Consider the following 17,572-nt stretch of genomic DNA (forward strand, 5'->3'; position numbering starts at 1 on the left):
GTAACTCCTATTTTTGTAATGCGTCGAACTGACCGTTTTTAATTTGTAAAACTTGAACTTCCATAGATGGGTCACGTTTTTCGTTAAATTGGAATTTACCAGTTACCCCTACGAAGTCTGTAATACCTTTTAAGGCGTTACGGAATTTTTCACGATCTGTTGTAGAACCTGCTGCTTTCAACGCTGCTTCGTACAAGAACACAGCATCATATGCTTGTGCTGCGAATTGATCTGGTTCATGACCATATTTTTCTACATAGGCTTTGCGGAAGTCGCGAACTTTTTGGTCATCTTTGTTAGGGAACCAAGGTGTACCAACGATAGCACCATCAGCAGCAGCGCCTGCATTTTTAATAAATGCTGGGCTGTTGAAACCATTAGAACCTATTACTGGTTGGTTCATACCAAGTTCACGCATTTTTTTCATAATCAATGCCCCTTCTTGGTACAAGGAGGCAACGATGATAATGTCAGATTTTGCTTGTTGAATTTTAGTCAACTGTGCAGAGAAATCTGTATCTTTATCAGCAAATGTTTCCGTCGCTACAATTTGAACCCCTTCAGATTCCAATGCTTTTTTCGCTGTATTGTTTACAGAAACCATTTGGTCATTGTTGTTGGAATACATAATCGCTGCTGTTTTGAAACCTAATACTTTATGAGATTGACGAATCGCTGCGTCTACTGCCAAAGATTCTGGTACAGCATTACGGAAAATATAATCTCCGATATCAGTGATGCCTTCTGCAGTTGTAGAAGTACCCAATGCTACGACTTTATTTTTGTTAGCAATCGGTCCTGCCGCCATCATTTCACCAGATAACATAGGTCCGATGACAGCTACGACTTTATCTTTAGCAATCACTTTGTTCATCGCATTGATGGCTTCGTTTTTGTCACCTTTTGTATCTTCCACTAACAAATTAATTTTTACATTGTTAGCATCTGCGTTAATTTGTGCTACCGCTAACTCTGCACCATTCTTAATAGATTCACCATAGGCAGCTGCCGCGCCAGACGTAGTTGTCAGTAAAGCTACTTTTGCTTCATTTGCATTGTTTGTTGATGAACTATTGCCACCGCAACCAGCGATCGCTGCGGCTAAAATAGCTGTAGCACCCAATGCTAGTGCACGTTTGAACATGGATTTTTTCATGTTACACCCTTCCTTCTTAAAATTCCTCTTTTGGATTTTCTAACTGTGAAAGTCATCTTTACCTTTTTCACTTTATCAGCTTAAAGAACAAGTGATAACTCTATAGAAAATCTATGCTTTCCTATTATGAATGTAACATGAGTAGTTTGTCAAATATAAATATAAGAATTTAGTTATGAGTTTATCTAGTAAACCCATAGCGTATATTTTTCTCATTTTTGTATTTATCTAGTAGACAAATATCTTTTTTGAATAGTAAATATAGGAATAGATAGGTTCTGATAGCAATTATATCCTTTTAGAAATATGATCCAATCTACTACTTAGGCATATTAAAACTGGCGACGAAAGTTAGCACCCTCATCGCCAGTTTCACACAGTTGAACTTTTATTTACTTTGTATCAATAAAATTTCACCACTATTAATTCACAGTATATAAATAATCGTACTGTTCTTGTGTCAATGTATCTAAGTCATAGCCCATGGATTGTAATTTCAGTTTCGCAATTTCTGCGTCTACTTCATATGGTAATACATGTACATCATCTGACATGTCTGCCCCATGATGTAAGATGTACTCCGCTGCTAATGCCTGCATAGCAAAGGACAAGTCCATAATTTCTGCTGGATGTCCATCCCCTGCTGCTAAGTTCACAAGTCGACCTTCTGCTAGCACATACAATTGACGACCATCTTGCATATGGTAAGCCTCGATATTTTGACGCACTCGTTCATGAGATACAGCCATTGCTTCTAAGTCTTTTACATTTACTTCACAATCGAAATGGCCTGCATTACAAAGTACAGCGCGATCTTTCATCACAGCATAGTGCTCTTCTGTAATAACGTCTTTACAGCCTGTGACCGTACAGAAAATATCGCCAATTTTAGCAGCTTCCACCATTGGTAATACTTTGAAACCATCAAATACAGCCTCGATTGCTTTAATTGGATCTACTTCTGTTACATACACGTGAGCACCTAGGCCTTTGGCACGAAGTGCCACGCCTTTACCGCACCAGCCGTAACCAGCAACCACCACATTTTTACCTGTTACTGTTAAGTTCGTAGTGCGCATAATACCATCCCAAACAGATTGGCCAGTACCATAGCGATTGTCGAATAAGTATTTACAGTTAGAGTCGTTAACAGCGATCATTGGGAATGTCAACTGTTCCGCTTCAGCCAAGGCTTTTAAACGGTGTACACCTGTTGTGGTTTCTTCACTACCGCCCAACAAACGTTCTTTTGCATCAGTTCGTGTTGTATGTAACAAGCTTACTAAATCTCCACCGTCATCGATGATGATATGAGGTTTATGATCCAGTGCTTTGTTCAGGAACATCGTATACTCTTCGTCTGTACAATTGTACCAAGCATATACAGTTAAGCCCATATCTACCAGTCCTGCTGCCACATCATCTTGCGTAGACAATGGGTTGGAACCTGTAACGATCACATCTGCACCACCACGTTGCAACACCGTAGATAAGTACGCAGTTTTCGCCTCTAAATGGACGGACACAACGATAGTTTGACCTTTGAAAGTTTGCTCTTTTTCAAAACGGTCCCCTAATGTGTTCAAAGTAGGCATGAAATTAGCTACCCAGTCGATTTTTTTACGACCTTCAGCGGCTAATGAAATATCTCGAATTAAAGATTGCATTGGAGTTCTCCTTTTAGATTCTTCACCATAGATTATAATTGAAAGCCACCATATTCAGCCATACGATGATGCGCTGGATAGTCTGCATTCACATCGATGCCTTTAATAACTTCTTTAACAAGGGATTGCAATTGTTCTGCCATTTGTTGCATCATGTCTACCACTTCGCCATGGGTCAAAGCAGATTCAGAAATACCTGCCGCGTAGTTTGTGACCATGGAAATTGTCATATATGCCATTTCCGCTTCATTCGCTAAGGTCACTTCCGGTACGTTTGTCATACCCACTGTTTGACCCCCTAACATAGCATACATGCGGATTTCAGCCGGAGATTCAAAGCGAGGTCCCTCTGTACATACGTAAGTGCCCCCATTGTGAACCGTTAAGCCTAAGGATTTAGCGGCGCTTTCTACAATACCTCGCAACTCAGGGCTATATGGTTCTGTCACATCCACATGTGCCACCGGACGATCGCCGCCTTCGTAGAAGGTATTCACCCGGTTTTTCGTAAAGTCTAGGAATTGGTCGGTCAACACAAAATGACCAGGTCCAAAGTTCTCATCCAAAGAACCTACTGCTGTAGTTGATACGATGAATTTCACACCTAATTTTTTAAGTCCCCAAATATTAGCACGATAGTTAATCTTATGCGGTGGAATCGAATGATCTCGACCATGACGAGCTAAGAAATACACCGTCTTATCTTCATACGTACCACACACATAGTGAATCTCACCATAGGGCGTCATAAGCGAAGATTCCGTCATAGTTTCAAACATATTTGGATCGTACACACCGGTACCACCAATAATAGCAATGGATGACATATCGTTCCTCCTTGTGAAAGATAGAAAAATATCTGTTATGAATTTATTATAGCATGGAAAGGACAGTTTTGTGGAAATAGACTATCATTATTAGCAGTTATAAATTTTTCACCATTTTCTTCCCCACTACAAATCATCCATAAAATGCTATAATATACACAACAACTATCAACACGTTAATCTATACAATAAAGGAGTTCTCCATGATTCGTATTGCTTTTGGACAAATTCAGGTACACCCTGGTGATCCTGCTACAAACTTTCAATCTATGATGCAAGCTATCAACTATGCCAAGGCTGTGAGCACGGACATCCTTATCTTTCCAGAATTGTGTCTCAGCGGATACATAGTAGGTGATTTGTGGGACCAAGTGCCTTTTATAAATGATTGCCTCTACTATGGTGAAGAATTAGTAAAAGCCACCGCTAACACAAATCTCACCATTATTTTTGGTAATGTAGGTATTGATGAACGTCTACGTAACTTGGACGGCAATCTTCGCAAATATAATGCCCTCTATGTAGCCTCTAAAGGACAACTGGTATCCAATCCATCCCAGCCTTATCCATTTACAATTAAAACCTTATTGCCATGTTATCGGTACTTTAATGAACCTCGACATTTCACTAGCGCCAATGTAGTCGCGAAAGAGCGTAATCTTCCTTTATCGGATATCAATCAGCCTCTCACGATTTTCACTCGACAAGGAGCTTTTACTATTGCTCCTGTTATCTGTGAAGATAGCTGGGATACGCACTATCCAGATTGTCCCACTAGTCTTATGGTAGAATCTGCAAAAGCGAAAGGTCAGCACATCGATCTGATCGTGAATTGTTCCTCTTCGCCTTACACAATTCATAAGCAAGAACAGCGCCGCGCCCTATTTAGTGCACAAGCCAAACAATACAATACTCCTATTGCCTATACGAACCATGTGGGAATTCAAAACAACGGCAAAAATATCTGCATCTATGACGGTTGCTCCACGCTATATGACGTGAACGGTTCTGTTGTGGAAGAAGTACCTGCTTTTGAAAATACGGTACGACCTACCTTGTTGAAAGATACCTTATGGCAGCCGATTTCATCCAGCAATAGTACTACTAATCATATTGAGCATCCCAAAGATGACATACTATCTACTCATTTAGAAATAAATAAGACCAATACTACATATGATGCACATCATACAGACGATACACATAGTACAAATGAACCATATGCCACAACACCTGCATACATCCCTACCCTATTCAAAGCCCTTCAATACGGCATTCGTCAATTTTTAGCACAAACTGGGATTAAAAAGATTGTCATTGGTGCATCTGGTGGTATCGACTCTGCCCTTAATGCTGCTTTGTACAGCACGGTATTACCGCCAGAGAATTTATACTTAGTCAATATGCCAAGCCGTTACAACTCAGATATGACGAAAGATTTGGCCTACCAATTAGCACAGAACATCGGTTGCCATTATGGTGTATTCCCTATTGAGGAAGGTGTGAACGCTACTATCGCACAACTAGAAGGTCAGACTTTCACAAAATTCCATCAAGAAACACATGGTTATGTACACGACCATACACTGGCAAATGATACCGCTATCCATAATTCTGATACAGACAGTATATCTGAACCACAGCAAAGGACTTCAAATCTTAGCGAGCAAACTCATGTGGATACCGACTTAGATACTACCACATTCTTACAGCTATCCACCCTTGCCAAAGAAAACATCCAAGCCCGTGATCGTTCGTCTCGTATCTTAGCCGGTATAGCATCCGCTGTGAATGGGGCTTTCACATGCAATGGCAATAAAACGGAGTTCAGTGTCGGTTATGCTACGATGTACGGTGATTTAGCTGGCTTCCTTGCCGTAACAGGGGATGTGTGGAAAACAGATGTGTATGCTTTGGCTCGTTATATGAATGAATACATTTTTAAACGGGAGGTCATTCCTCAAGGATCCATCGATGTGGTCCCTAGTGCTGAGTTATCTGATGCACAGGATGTAACACAAGGACTTGGTGACCCATTGCAATACGAATACCATGATTGCTTGTTCCGTGCCTTCGTAGAGGGTACACCTCATACACTGCCTCATCAGCGTTTGACTCCTGAGGATATCTTGTGCACCTACGAGAACGGTACATTGGAACACCTATTAGGATTGCCAAACCCAATTTCTCACTATTTCACATCCACAGAACAGTTTATCAACGACCTCGAACGCTGGTGGAAATCTTTCAACGGATTAGCTGTGGCAAAACGCATCCAATCTCCGCCACTGTTCCTTGTCAGTGAACGTGCCTTCGGTACTGACCTAAGTGAAAGCCAATTAAAACCATATTTCTCACGTACTTACCATATCATTAAAGAGAGAGTTCTATATCACCATATCATTAAAGAGAGAGTTCTATATCACCACACCAAAAAGTGAGTATATTTCTTGATTTTAAAAATATAAATCTATACTATAGTAACGCTATATACAACTTTGTAATATACCTTATTAGATATCTTACATCCTGTATATAGCGTTATTTAATGTTTGACTATTTACTCATACATCTCTTTCAAAAATAATATAACCCATAAAAACTTTTATATTGTAATGATAATTATTATAGATTACAATAAAGTTAACCCTATGGGTTACGTTTTAATGTGTATTTGGAGGTATATTATGCAACAAGCATGGAAAGACTTCAATACAGGTGTATGGGATAAGTCCGTGGACGTACGCGATTTTATCCAACGAAACTATGTGCCTTATGTAGGCGATGATTCTTTTCTAGTAGGTCCTACAGAACGAACTACTAGACTTTGGCAACGGGTATTAGATTTATATGAGGAAGAACGACAAAAAGGTTCTGTCATCGATGCAGACACTGATGTAGCAACTCATATTACGGCGCATGCCCCTGGATATATTATTCAAGAAGATGAACAAATTGTAGGTCTTCAAACTGATTATCCTTTGAAACGTGCCATGTTCCCTTATGGTGGTTTACGAACTGCTAAAAGTGCTATCGAAGAGTATGGTTACAAAATGGATCCAACTCTTGAAGCATTCTTTAAAACTCATCGTAAGACACATAATGATGGTGTATTTGATGTATATACACCTGAGATGCGGGCTGCTCGCTCTGCTCACATTATTACGGGCCTACCTGACGCGTATAGCCGCGGCCGAATTATCGGTGATTATCGCCGTGTAGCCTTATATGGTGTAGATTATTTGATCAAGGATAAAGAAGATCAATTCAATATCACCATGGGCGATATGATGCCAGATATCATTCGTGACCGCGAAGAAATTCGAGATCAAATCCGTTCTTTGAAAGAATTAAAAGAAATGGCTGCGTCCTACGGATTTGATATCTCCAAACCTGCTACCGATGTAAAAGAAGCTATCCAATGGCTATACTTTGGCTATTTGGGTGCTATCAAAGAACAAAACGGTGCAGCTATGTCCATCGGACGTAACTCCACTTTCTTGGACATCTATGCAGAACGTGATTTGAAATCTGGTAAATATACAGAAGAACAAATCCAAGAAATGGTGGATCACTTCATTATGAAATTGCGCATGGTTCGTTTCGCACGTATCCATGAATACAACAATTTATTTACTGGTGATCCTGTATGGACAACTGAGTCTATCGGTGGTATGGGCACTGATGGACGTACACTAGTGTCTAAAACGGCATTCCGTGTCCTACATACATTGCAAAACCTTGGTCCTGCTCCTGAACCAAACTTAACAGTACTTTGGTCTCCTTCCCTCCCTGAAGGTTTCAAAAAGTTCTGTGCGAAGCTCTCTATTGCAACATCTTCCATTCAATATGAGAACGACGAAATCATGCGCCCAAATTCTGGCGATGATTACGCCATCGCTTGCTGCGTATCCCCTATGCGTATTGGTAAAGAAATGCAATTCTTTGGCGCTCGCTGTAACTTAGCGAAAGCCTTACTATACGCAATCAATGGTGGCGTAGATGAAAAGCTGAAAAAACAAGTAGGTCCAAAATTCCGCCCTATTACTTCAGAATACCTTGACTTCGACGAAGTCATGGAACGCTTTGAAGATATGACGGAATGGTTAGCAGGTGTATATGTGAATGCTTTAAATATCATTCATTACATGCATGACAAATACGCCTATGAAAAATTGGAAATGGCATTGCATGACCGTAAGGTAACACGTTGGTTTGCTACAGGTATTGCTGGACTTTCCGTAGTAGCCGATTCTTTATCCGCTATTAAATATGCGAAAGTAAAACCTATACGTGATGAAAATGGTATTGCTATTGATTTTGAAATTGAAGGCGAATTCCCTAAATATGGTAATGATGATGATCGTGTAGATGATTTAGCTGCTACGGTGGTATCTGGGTTTATGAATAAAATTCGTAAACATCCAACCTATCGTCAATCCGTGCCTACTATGTCACTATTAACCATTACATCGAATGTGGTATACGGTAATGCCACTGGTGCTACTCCTGACGGACGTAAAGCAGGTATTCCATTTGCTCCTGGTGCCAACCCTATGCATGGTCGTGACGAACACGGTGCTATCTCTTCCCTAGCATCTGTTGCTAAAATGCCATGGCGTGATTGTTGCGATGGTATTTCTAATACATTCTCTATTATTCCAGATTCTCTTGGTAAATCCGGAGAGTCTATGGTTACATTAGGCGACTTGGACCTAGATATAGACCTAGGCAATATTGAACATGCATTAGCCGATGGTTGTGAAAATCTAGCTTGCCGTGAGCCCAATGTTACATTCCCTGAAGAAAAGGAGTAACTATGACAAACGAACAACAAGTTGATAATTTAGTACAGTTATTAGATGGGTACAGCAAAAAAGGCGGCCACCATTTAAACGTAAATGTATTCAATCGTGAAACATTATTAGATGCTCAAAAACATCCTGAATTGTATCCACAATTGACTATCCGTGTATCTGGTTACGCGGTTCATTTCAATAAGTTGACAAAAGCTCAACAAGACGAAGTGATTGCTCGTACATTCCATCAATCCATGTAATACACTATGGTAGGTCGTATTCATTCCATTGAGACTATGGGAACTGTGGATGGTCCGGGCATGCGATTTGTCCTCTTTCTTCAAGGTTGCCCATTGCGATGTGCCTATTGCCATAACCCAGATACTTGGGATCCCTCTACGTATGCCCAAGAAATGACGGTGGCAGATGTGTGGACACAATTTGAAAGGAATCGAGACTTTTATATCACTGGAGGCATTACTGTCACTGGTGGCGAAGCATTGTTGCAACTCCCTTTTATTATCGAACTCTTTACTTTCTTTCACGGAAAGGGAATTCATACTTGTCTAGATACAAGCGGGATTTGCTACACACAGGAACAGGCTAGAGAGTACAAACTGCTTCTTGACGTAACGGATTTAGTCATTCTTGATGTGAAAGAGATCGATTCCTCTATACACGAAACACTAACCGGCAAACCTAATGATGCGGTCCTAGAGTTCGCTCAATTTGTAGACGCTCATGGAACAGATTTTTGGGTGCGCCACGTGGTAGTCCCAACCATCACAGATAATCGCGATCGCTGGTATCGGCTTGGTTTCTTTCTAGGTGCCTTCAAACATTTGAAAGCCGTAGATTGCTTACCTTACCACGTCATGGGGGTTAATAAATATGAAAGTCTTGGCATTTCCTATCGCTTAGATGGAATACCGCCCCTCTCAAAAGCTGACGCACAGCGTGCACTCCGCGTTGTCCTTTCTGGAATACGCGACTACCGCCGAGGTTTATGGTGTCCTCTTAAAACACCAGAAAGTTAAACTCATAATAATACTTTCCTGATCTTTCATAAAAGCGCACTATCCTTCGTGGACGGTGCGCTTTTTTTGTTCATATATTAATATTTATTTCTTATGGATAGCTTTTACATATTAGATGTTTAGTTGTATAATAGGAGGGTATTATTTCAGACTATCTCACTATGATTTTGGTTCAAGTGAATCCTATGTGTACCATTGCACCATCATAGTCTTTTGTATCTAAAGTTAGGAGGCATTTCATGGCATCGTCGTACATGCTACAATTACATCTTGGCGCCGTAGAAACGGTCATACTCTCACTGTTTTCCTTCTTACTGGGAACCTTTATGCACAAGCACATTAACATCTTGCATCGTTGGGCTATCCCAGTGCCTGCTATTGGTGGTTTAACTGTAGCAATAATTGTATTTCTACTACAAATTTCTGGTCTTATACTCATTACTCTGGACAAGTCTGTTCTCGTTCCTGCTATGGTGGCATTCTTCGCCACTATGGGGCTAGTAGCGCCCGTGCAAATTTGTACATCTTCGTTAAAAGCAATCCCTCGCTACTGGGGCATGAGTACTTTGCTTGTGATTATGCAAATCAGCATTGGCTTAGGACTAGCTAGTCTATTTGGATTAGACAAACACTATGCTATTTTATTAGGCTCTTTATCTCTTGAAAGCAGCTACAACTTTGTGTCCGCCTTAGGTCATGACTTAGGGAATGCCTTAAATGGTGAAACTGTGGCACATGGTATCATTGCATTCACTACCATTATCGGTGTGTTCATCGGCGGTCCTATGGGACAATATTTAATCGAAAAGTTCAATCGCTATGAAACAGCACCTCCTCCACCAGATTCACCAGCACCGACACCGGTTGGGATTATCATCAACTTATTGTTGGTTCTAATCTGTGTCAGCATCGGCATCGGCGGTTCCCACTACTTATTAGATACCTTCGGTTTGCACATTCCTACGTTCATTGTATCCATGTTATTGGCCATTGCTATTCGTAATGGTGGCGATGCCATGGGCCAAACGTTCATCAATTCTAAAGCTATTGCCTTATTTAGTCAAATTAGTATTACCATCTTCTTAACTACTGTGTTCATGAGCGTACCTGTCATCGCATTACGTGCGCTTACAGGACCAATGCTTGTGATTCTTGTGGTACAAGTCATTGCGATTATTCTGTTTACACGATTCATCGTATTCCCTGTGCTGTGTAAAGATTACGACGGCGTTGTCATCGGCGCCGCCCTCCTTGGCCACGGCTTAGGAATCACACCAAACACGGTAGCAACTATCGCAACCCTCGGTGGTCGCTACAGAAAATCTGTAAAAGCTTTCCTAGTTGTTCCAATTACAGCTACTGTATTAATCAATGTATTGGGTATCCCTATCTTACATTGGATCATGCAGTTCTATTGGTAAATATATAATATAAAATCCCCAATCCATTCACTGGACTGGGGATTTTTTATTATAAGAATAAATTAATGATTTCTACACCAATTAATCCACATACGGCAATCACTGTTTCTACCATACACCAAGAGCGTAATGTTTGTTTGACAGATAATCCGAAAAACTCTTTAAATAACCAGAATCCTGGGTCATTTGGTGGGCTAAAGAATACAGAACCAGCACCTACTGCAATTACCATCAATTCAGGGCTTACACCTGTTAATGGAATTAACGGCGCCACAATGCCGCCAGCTGTCATAGCTGCCACTGTAGCAGAACCAACAGCAATACGAATCACCACAGCAATTAACCAAGCTAATACTAATGGAGATACATTCACTTGCATCACTAATTCACCGATATAGGTACCCACACCGCTATCGATCAATACTTGTTTTAGTGCTCCACCAGCTCCTACAACAAATAGAATCATAGCTACTGTTAATATCGCTTTTTCAGAAGTAGCCATAATATCTTTCATAGATTTGCCACGAGCGAAGCCAAACGTATAGAAAGCAATAATAATAGAAATTGTCAACGCTACAGAAGGATCACCAATGAAGTTAAGAATGACCATAATGGTAGATGTTTTTGGTAGATTCATCATTTTACCAATAGCTGTAGCGGCCATCAAGATAACTGGTACTAATGCTGTAAAGATAGATACTCCAAAGGATGGCATTTCCTCTTCTGTAAATACCTTATCATTATGAAGGCCTTCAGGGATATCTGTTTTGATATCTTTCACAGTATTATACAATAATGGACCTGCCAAAATAACTGTAGGAATACCGATTAAAATACCATACACCAATGTTAATCCAATGTCTGCATTAAATAATACAGAAATCGCTGTAGGACCTGGATGTGGAGGCAAGAAACCATGTGTCACAGATAAGGCTGCTACCATTGGCATACCTACCTCTAACAATGGAATATCTGCAGATTTAGCAATGGTAAAGATCAAAGGAATCAATAAAACGAAACCAATTTCATAGAATAAAGCAATACCTACAATAAATCCAGTTAAACATACAGCCCATCTTACATTATTACGACCAAACATGTTGATCAATGTAGTTGCAATACGTTGCGCTCCACCGCTATCGGCCATCAATTTACCTAAAATAGCGCCAAAGCCTACTACGATTGTTAAACCACCTAAGGTAGCTCCTAAGCCTTTTTGAATAGTTGGGAAAATTTTGTCAAGTGGCAATCCTTCTCCAAAGGCTAATAATACACAGACTAATAGCAATGATAAAAAGCTATTCATCTTTACTTTTACGATTAGGAAAAATAGTAAAATAATTCCTAATGCAAGAATAACTAATGGCATTTCTAGTCTCCTTTCTAACTATAAACGACTAAATGGATGTTCCTTTTGGAACTGAACAAGACGTGCCAAATCGTCTTTCATATGAATATACAAACTTTCATAAATAGAGAAAAGTTCTTCATATACGGCTTGATGTTGCTCCTTAGGGTGATAGATACATTCAGGCTGTACTAGCTCTGCGGTATCCTTAATATCTGACAAAGTTCCATCAGAAATAAACCCTAACACAGCGGCGCCAAAGGAGGCACCTTCACTATTATTTGGTAATGTGATATGTTCACCGAATATATCACTCATAATTTGTACCCATAATTCAGATTTAGTGAAAGAACCACTAATGCGGATATCTTTTACCTCTTCAAACTCACGTAATGCATCGAGAACAAACCGCAAGCTATAACAAATTCCTTCCATTGTGGCGCGAATCATGTAAGAGCGACTATGATTTAAGGATAAACCTACGAAAGCACCACGCAGATCAGAGTTCCAATAGGGAGCTCGTTCACCAGTAAAGTATGGCATTAATAACAAGCCACCAGATCCAGCCGGTACATGTCTTGCTTTCATAGTCATTAAATCATAAGGATCCACCGATAATTGTTCCATTTGGGAGCCATGATAATGTAGAATACGATCTCGCATCCAACGCAAAATCATACCACCATTGTTGATAGCTCCACCAGCCACCCACATGGTATCTGTTAAATTATAGCACCAAGTACGACCTTTTGGATCCATTTGCGGCTTTTCTGTAAGCATGCGTATAGCCCCAGATGTACCTATAGTAGCACTTAACTGCCCTTTAGATACAGCGCCAATACCAACATTCACCAGTACTCCATCAGTAGCACCGATGACAACCGGTGTATTCACAGGTAAACCTAAACGCTCTGCTACGCCTGCTACTAACTTACCACTATACGTAGTAGATACTACCTTAGGTAGTTGTTCTTCTTGAATTCCTACATAGTCTAAAATCTCAGAATCCCAAGTTTCTGTAAAAGCATTAAATAAACCAGAACTAGATGCCACTGATTTATCTGTTACCCATTCTCCTGTCATCAAACGGAACATGTAATCTTTAATAGATCCAATATGCGCCATACGAGCAAAGATTTCAGGTTGATTTTCTTTGACCCATATGATTTTTGCCAATGGATAGGATGCATGTAGCGGACAGCCTGTTCTATAGTAGAATTGTTTACACGTTTCGTCTTGTTCCATACGGTGTACAGTGTTGGAACTTCTGCTATCTGCCCAAGTAATCATATTCCCTAATAAATCAAAATGTTCATCTTGAGGAATAAAACTATGCATCACTGAGCTTAAAGCAATCCCGGATATAGTGACTAGTTTATATTGTAAATCTTTTACAACTCCAGCAATGACTTCTTCTGCCGCATCATATATTTGTTGAGGATTCTGCTCTGCTCGATCATATTGTGGTGTTTCTAATGGATAAAAAGCATCTCGTACAGCTACAGATTTACCTTGTGCTGTATATGCCATAGCACGCACGCCTGTAGTTCCCACATCAACGCCTATCCATACTGCTTCTCTAACTTCTGACATATATACCTCCTATCATCCAAATAAACTCATTTGCTCATCTTCTGGTAAGTCGCCTAAACAACCTAATTCCACCATGCGATTGGCAATGGTTTGAGACATTTTTGTACGTCTCCGCAAATCTTTAATCGATAAGAACTCTGCTTGCTCTCGTTCTTCTACGATGGCATCTGCTACCTTTTCGCCTAAACTAGTAACAGCTACAAATGGCGGTAATAAAGAGGTTTCATCTTTAATCATAAACCGTCTTGCTTGAGATTTGTATAACTCTACATTGGCAAATGAGTACCCTCGCTGTTTCATTTCCAAGGATATCTCTAAGGCAGACATTAAATCTTTTTCCTTTGGTGATGCTTCATACTTCGCAGCTAATACTTTCAAACGTTTAAACTCTTGCTGCTGCTCTTCCAAGGAGCCCATCATAATTTTCAAGTCAAAGGCTTTTGCTCGAATAGAAAAATACGATGCATAGAATGCTAATGGATAATTAATCTTATACCAAGCAATACGGAATGCCATCATAACATAAGCTACGGCATGGGCCCGTGGGAATAAATAGGAAATCTTTTTACAAGACCCAATAAACCACTCCGGCACTTGGGCTGCTCGCATTTGGTCTTCATAATCTGTTTGGGCAATCCCCTCTTTATTACGCTTTTCGATACCCTTCCCTTTACGCACATTTTCCATAACAGAAAAGGCTACATTATCTGCTACACCGTGATTACGCAAAAAGTTCATAATATCATCACGGGTAGAGATAGCTTCATTCAATTTACATGTCCCTGTTTTAATCAAGGTCTGCGCATTATCTACCCATACATTTGTACCATGAGAGAAACCAGAGATCCGCACTAAGTCAGAAAAGGTTTGTGGTTTTGAATCTTCCAGCATAGCCCGTACAAATCCAGTACCTGATTCAGGTACTGCCAAGGTAGCCACTTTATCCCCTTGTAATTGAGCCGGCGTCAAGCCTAATGCTTTCGTTGAGGAGAATAAACTCAATGTGGCGGGGTCATCAAAAGGAATACTCGTAGATGGTATACCCGTCATATCTTCTAACATACGAATGATAGTAGGATCATCATGGCCCAGTATATCTAGTTTGGTCATACGACCTTCAATAGAATGATAGTCAAAGTGTGTGGTAATAATGCCACTTTCTTTTTTATTAGCTGGATATTGAACTGGTGTGAAATGATGTACATCCATATCTCGTGGGCAAACCATGATGCCTCCCGGATGCTGACCTGTGGTATTCTTTACTTTTGTAAAGCCTGTAGATAACTTTTCAATAAAACCTCGTCGTTTTTGTAAATCATTCACATCTGCATATTTGTAGGCATAGCCAATCGCCGTTTTATCCGCAATGGTACCGATGGTTCCAGCTCTAAATACATTGTCTCGTCCAAACAATTCTTCCGTGTATTTATGGGCACGGCCTTGGTAATCTCCAGAGAAGTTCAAATCAATATCTGGGACCTTATCCCCATGGAATCCCATAAAGATAGCGAAAGGAATATCGTGACCATTCGCGATGAGTGGCGTACCGCACTCAGGACAATTACGACGTGGCAAGTCAAAGCCCCCCGCATATTCCCCTTTTAAATAGAACTCACTCCATTTACACTGTGGACACACATAATGTGGCTCTAATGGATTTACCTCCGTAATATCCGCCATGGTGGCTACAAAGGAGGATCCTACAGAACCACGAGAACCTACTAAGTATCCATCATCTAAAGATTTTTTTACTAGTTTATGGGCAATGTAGTACAACACACCGAAACCATTGCCGATAATACTCTTAAGTTCATAGTCCAATCGATCTTGCACTGTCTTTGGCAAGGGATCTCCATAGATAGACTTTGCTTTCGCATAGCACATATCTTCCAAGGCTTTATCAGCCCCTTCAATTTTTGGTGAATAGGTGCCATTAGGAATAGGTACAATATAATCAATACTTTGCTCTATGGCTCTCGTATTGGTCACTACCACTTTGTAGGCATTGTCTTCTCCTAAGTAAGCAAACTCCTCTAGCATTTCATCAGTGGTACGCATATGCTGATCTGCTTTGTCTTTTGCATCTTTCACACCGCTAGCGGTAAGCATGATTTCACGGTACATTTTGTCTTTAGGATCCATATAATGCACATTACCTGTAGCTACTACAGGCATTTGCAAGGTATCCCCTAAACCGACGATACGACAATTAATCTCTTTTAAATCTTCCTCATTTTTTAACAAGCCTTCTTTTATAAAACTCTTGTAATTATCATGAGGTTGAATTTCTAAATAATCATAAAATGTAGCAATTTCCTGCAATTCTTCATCGGTAGCACCGTGAACCATAGCTTGAATCAATTCTCCAGATTTACAAGCCGTTCCTATAAGAATCCCTTCACGATGGTCTTCAATGACAGCTCTTGGCAATCTTGGGTACTCATCAAAATAATTCAAATGGCTAATAGAAATCATCTTGTACAGATTCCGTAAACCTACCATATTTTTTGCAAACATAATAATATGATGTGGTGTCGATTGGTCCTCTTTTTCAATTAAATAGGCCTCTACACCATAGAGAATCTTCACGCCTTTTTCTAAGGAATAGGCCTGTGCCTCTGGGAATGCTTGTACCACCCCATGATCAGTAATGGCTACCGCTGGGTGTCCCCAATCTTTCACACGATTCACAATATCTTTCACTGCTACTAGCGCATTTTTCTCGGACATTTTTGTATGTAAGTGAAGTTCTACTCTGGCTTCCTCGTGAGTATCTGTGCGCTTCGCATTGTCCGTATCCTCCACAGGGCGCACAGAATCCATGTTTAACACATAGTCTCGTACAAATTGCTCATCATAGATGACTTCCCCTTTGATTTGCACCTTCCCAACAGATTTTAAAATTTTTAATAGCTTGGGTCCGTCTTCAGAAGGGCTAGTAAATCGTTTAATTGCCAAGCTATTGTGATTGTCCACTAGATGACCAGTAATAATATACCGTTTTTTAGGCTCCTCACCTTTTTCACGTGCTTTTTGTACAGCCTTACTATCTTCCTTAGGTCGAATTTCTCGTATATCTAAACTGTGAAAGTGTCCCGATATGACAACCTGTTCTCCAGTTCTTACAAAGAAATCATCTGTCTGATGCGTGTCTGCCTCATCAAAAACAGGGCCTAATAACATCCCATCTTCAGTGGTTAGCTTCCGTCTCCGCATAGGATATGAAGAATTACCAGTCACAGTTAAAGTCGGAGTATTAGGACGATCTATGACCACTGGTGCATCATACAAATCATCATAATCCGACGAAGTTTTTATGGTACCATCACGACTCACATAGAGTTCCATTTCATCGAACCGATTCTCTTCATCCATATCCCAATAGATATCGTAATCTGCTACTTCATTAGCCTGTTGTAAAAAAAGATACTCCGCATCTTCCAGAGGGCTATTTCCTAAATCATCTCCAACGACTTGCTCTACGTTTACATTAGGCATTCGAGTGAGAATAATTTGGTTCATGAAATCCCCAGTATCTATCACTTCGTAGGTACATCCAATAGCATGACAAATCTCTTCTATGCGTTGTTGCACCACGGGATCTAATGTTCCCTTAGCGGGAGAGCCAAATATATGCAATTTTCCATCTTTTAAGTAAAAGTAAAAATCTGTTTTAGATTCTCCTCTTCGTACTAAATGATAGTATTTCATCGTACTACTCCCT

The 17,572-nt window shown here is 40.2% G+C and carries 11 protein-coding genes; 5 read left to right on the plus strand and 6 right to left on the minus strand.

Features of this window, described 5'->3' with window-relative positions; translation table 11 throughout:
- Positions 1-7 precede the first annotated feature (7 nt).
- The 3 genes from EO112_RS01080 to mtnP form a co-directional block, all read right to left on the minus strand.
- Positions 8-1,156, minus strand: coding sequence for an ABC transporter substrate-binding protein (locus EO112_RS01080; RefSeq protein WP_127162534.1), 1,149 nt, complete (start codon positions 1,154-1,156; stop codon positions 8-10).
- A gap of 422 nt (positions 1,157-1,578) precedes the next feature.
- A complete protein-coding gene (locus EO112_RS01085; RefSeq protein ID WP_127162535.1) occupies positions 1,579-2,823 on the minus strand; it encodes an adenosylhomocysteinase in 1,245 nt (414 codons plus the stop codon).
- Between the two features lie 32 nt (positions 2,824-2,855).
- On the minus strand, positions 2,856-3,650 hold the full coding sequence (gene mtnP, locus EO112_RS01090) for an S-methyl-5'-thioadenosine phosphorylase (protein WP_127162536.1): 795 nt from the start codon (positions 3,648-3,650) through the stop codon (positions 2,856-2,858).
- A gap of 203 nt (positions 3,651-3,853) precedes the next feature.
- On the opposite strand from mtnP, the gene EO112_RS08325 reads away from it, so the two are divergent.
- The 5 genes from EO112_RS08325 (at position 3,854) to EO112_RS01120 (ending at position 10,907) form a co-directional block, all read left to right on the plus strand.
- On the plus strand, positions 3,854-6,091 hold the full coding sequence (locus tag EO112_RS08325; protein ID WP_240629323.1) for a nitrilase-related carbon-nitrogen hydrolase: 2,238 nt from the start codon (positions 3,854-3,856) through the stop codon (positions 6,089-6,091).
- 246 nt (positions 6,092-6,337) lie between these two features.
- A complete protein-coding gene (gene pflB, locus EO112_RS01105; RefSeq protein WP_164723925.1) occupies positions 6,338-8,467 on the plus strand; it encodes a formate C-acetyltransferase in 2,130 nt (709 codons plus the stop codon).
- A 2-nt stretch (positions 8,468-8,469) separates the two neighbouring features.
- Positions 8,470-8,709 carry an autonomous glycyl radical cofactor GrcA3 gene (gene grcA3 / locus EO112_RS08395; RefSeq protein ID WP_009353611.1) on the plus strand — a complete coding sequence of 80 codons (240 nt, stop codon included), beginning with the start codon at positions 8,470-8,472 and terminating at the stop codon, positions 8,707-8,709.
- A 6-nt stretch (positions 8,710-8,715) separates the two neighbouring features.
- Positions 8,716-9,486, plus strand: coding sequence for a pyruvate formate-lyase-activating protein (gene pflA, locus EO112_RS01115; RefSeq protein ID WP_062403051.1), 771 nt, complete (start codon positions 8,716-8,718; stop codon positions 9,484-9,486).
- Positions 9,487-9,725: 239 nt separating this feature from the next.
- Positions 9,726-10,907 carry a sodium/glutamate symporter gene (locus tag EO112_RS01120; protein WP_127162538.1) on the plus strand — a complete coding sequence of 394 codons (1,182 nt, stop codon included), beginning with the start codon at positions 9,726-9,728 and terminating at the stop codon, positions 10,905-10,907.
- Positions 10,908-10,956: 49 nt separating this feature from the next.
- Here EO112_RS01120 and EO112_RS01125 read toward each other — a convergent pair whose 3' ends face one another.
- Genes EO112_RS01125 through EO112_RS01135 form a run of 3 tightly spaced genes read right to left on the minus strand, consistent with a single transcriptional unit; the run spans position 10,957 to position 17,559 of the window.
- Positions 10,957-12,276: a gluconate:H+ symporter gene (locus EO112_RS01125; RefSeq protein WP_009353623.1), complete on the minus strand. Its 1,320-nt coding sequence runs from the start codon at positions 12,274-12,276 to the stop codon at positions 10,957-10,959.
- 18 nt (positions 12,277-12,294) lie between these two features.
- Complete coding sequence (locus tag EO112_RS01130; protein WP_127162540.1) at positions 12,295-13,848, minus strand: gluconokinase; 1,554 nt, start codon at positions 13,846-13,848, stop codon at positions 12,295-12,297.
- 12 nt (positions 13,849-13,860) lie between these two features.
- Positions 13,861-17,559: a PolC-type DNA polymerase III gene (locus EO112_RS01135; protein WP_127162542.1), complete on the minus strand. Its 3,699-nt coding sequence runs from the start codon at positions 17,557-17,559 to the stop codon at positions 13,861-13,863.
- Between the last annotated feature and the right edge of the window lie 13 nt (positions 17,560-17,572).

Origin of the sequence: Veillonella sp. VA141 (assembly GCF_003992175.1) — a bacterium.
In the GTDB taxonomy this organism is placed as follows: domain Bacteria; phylum Bacillota; class Negativicutes; order Veillonellales; family Veillonellaceae; genus F0422.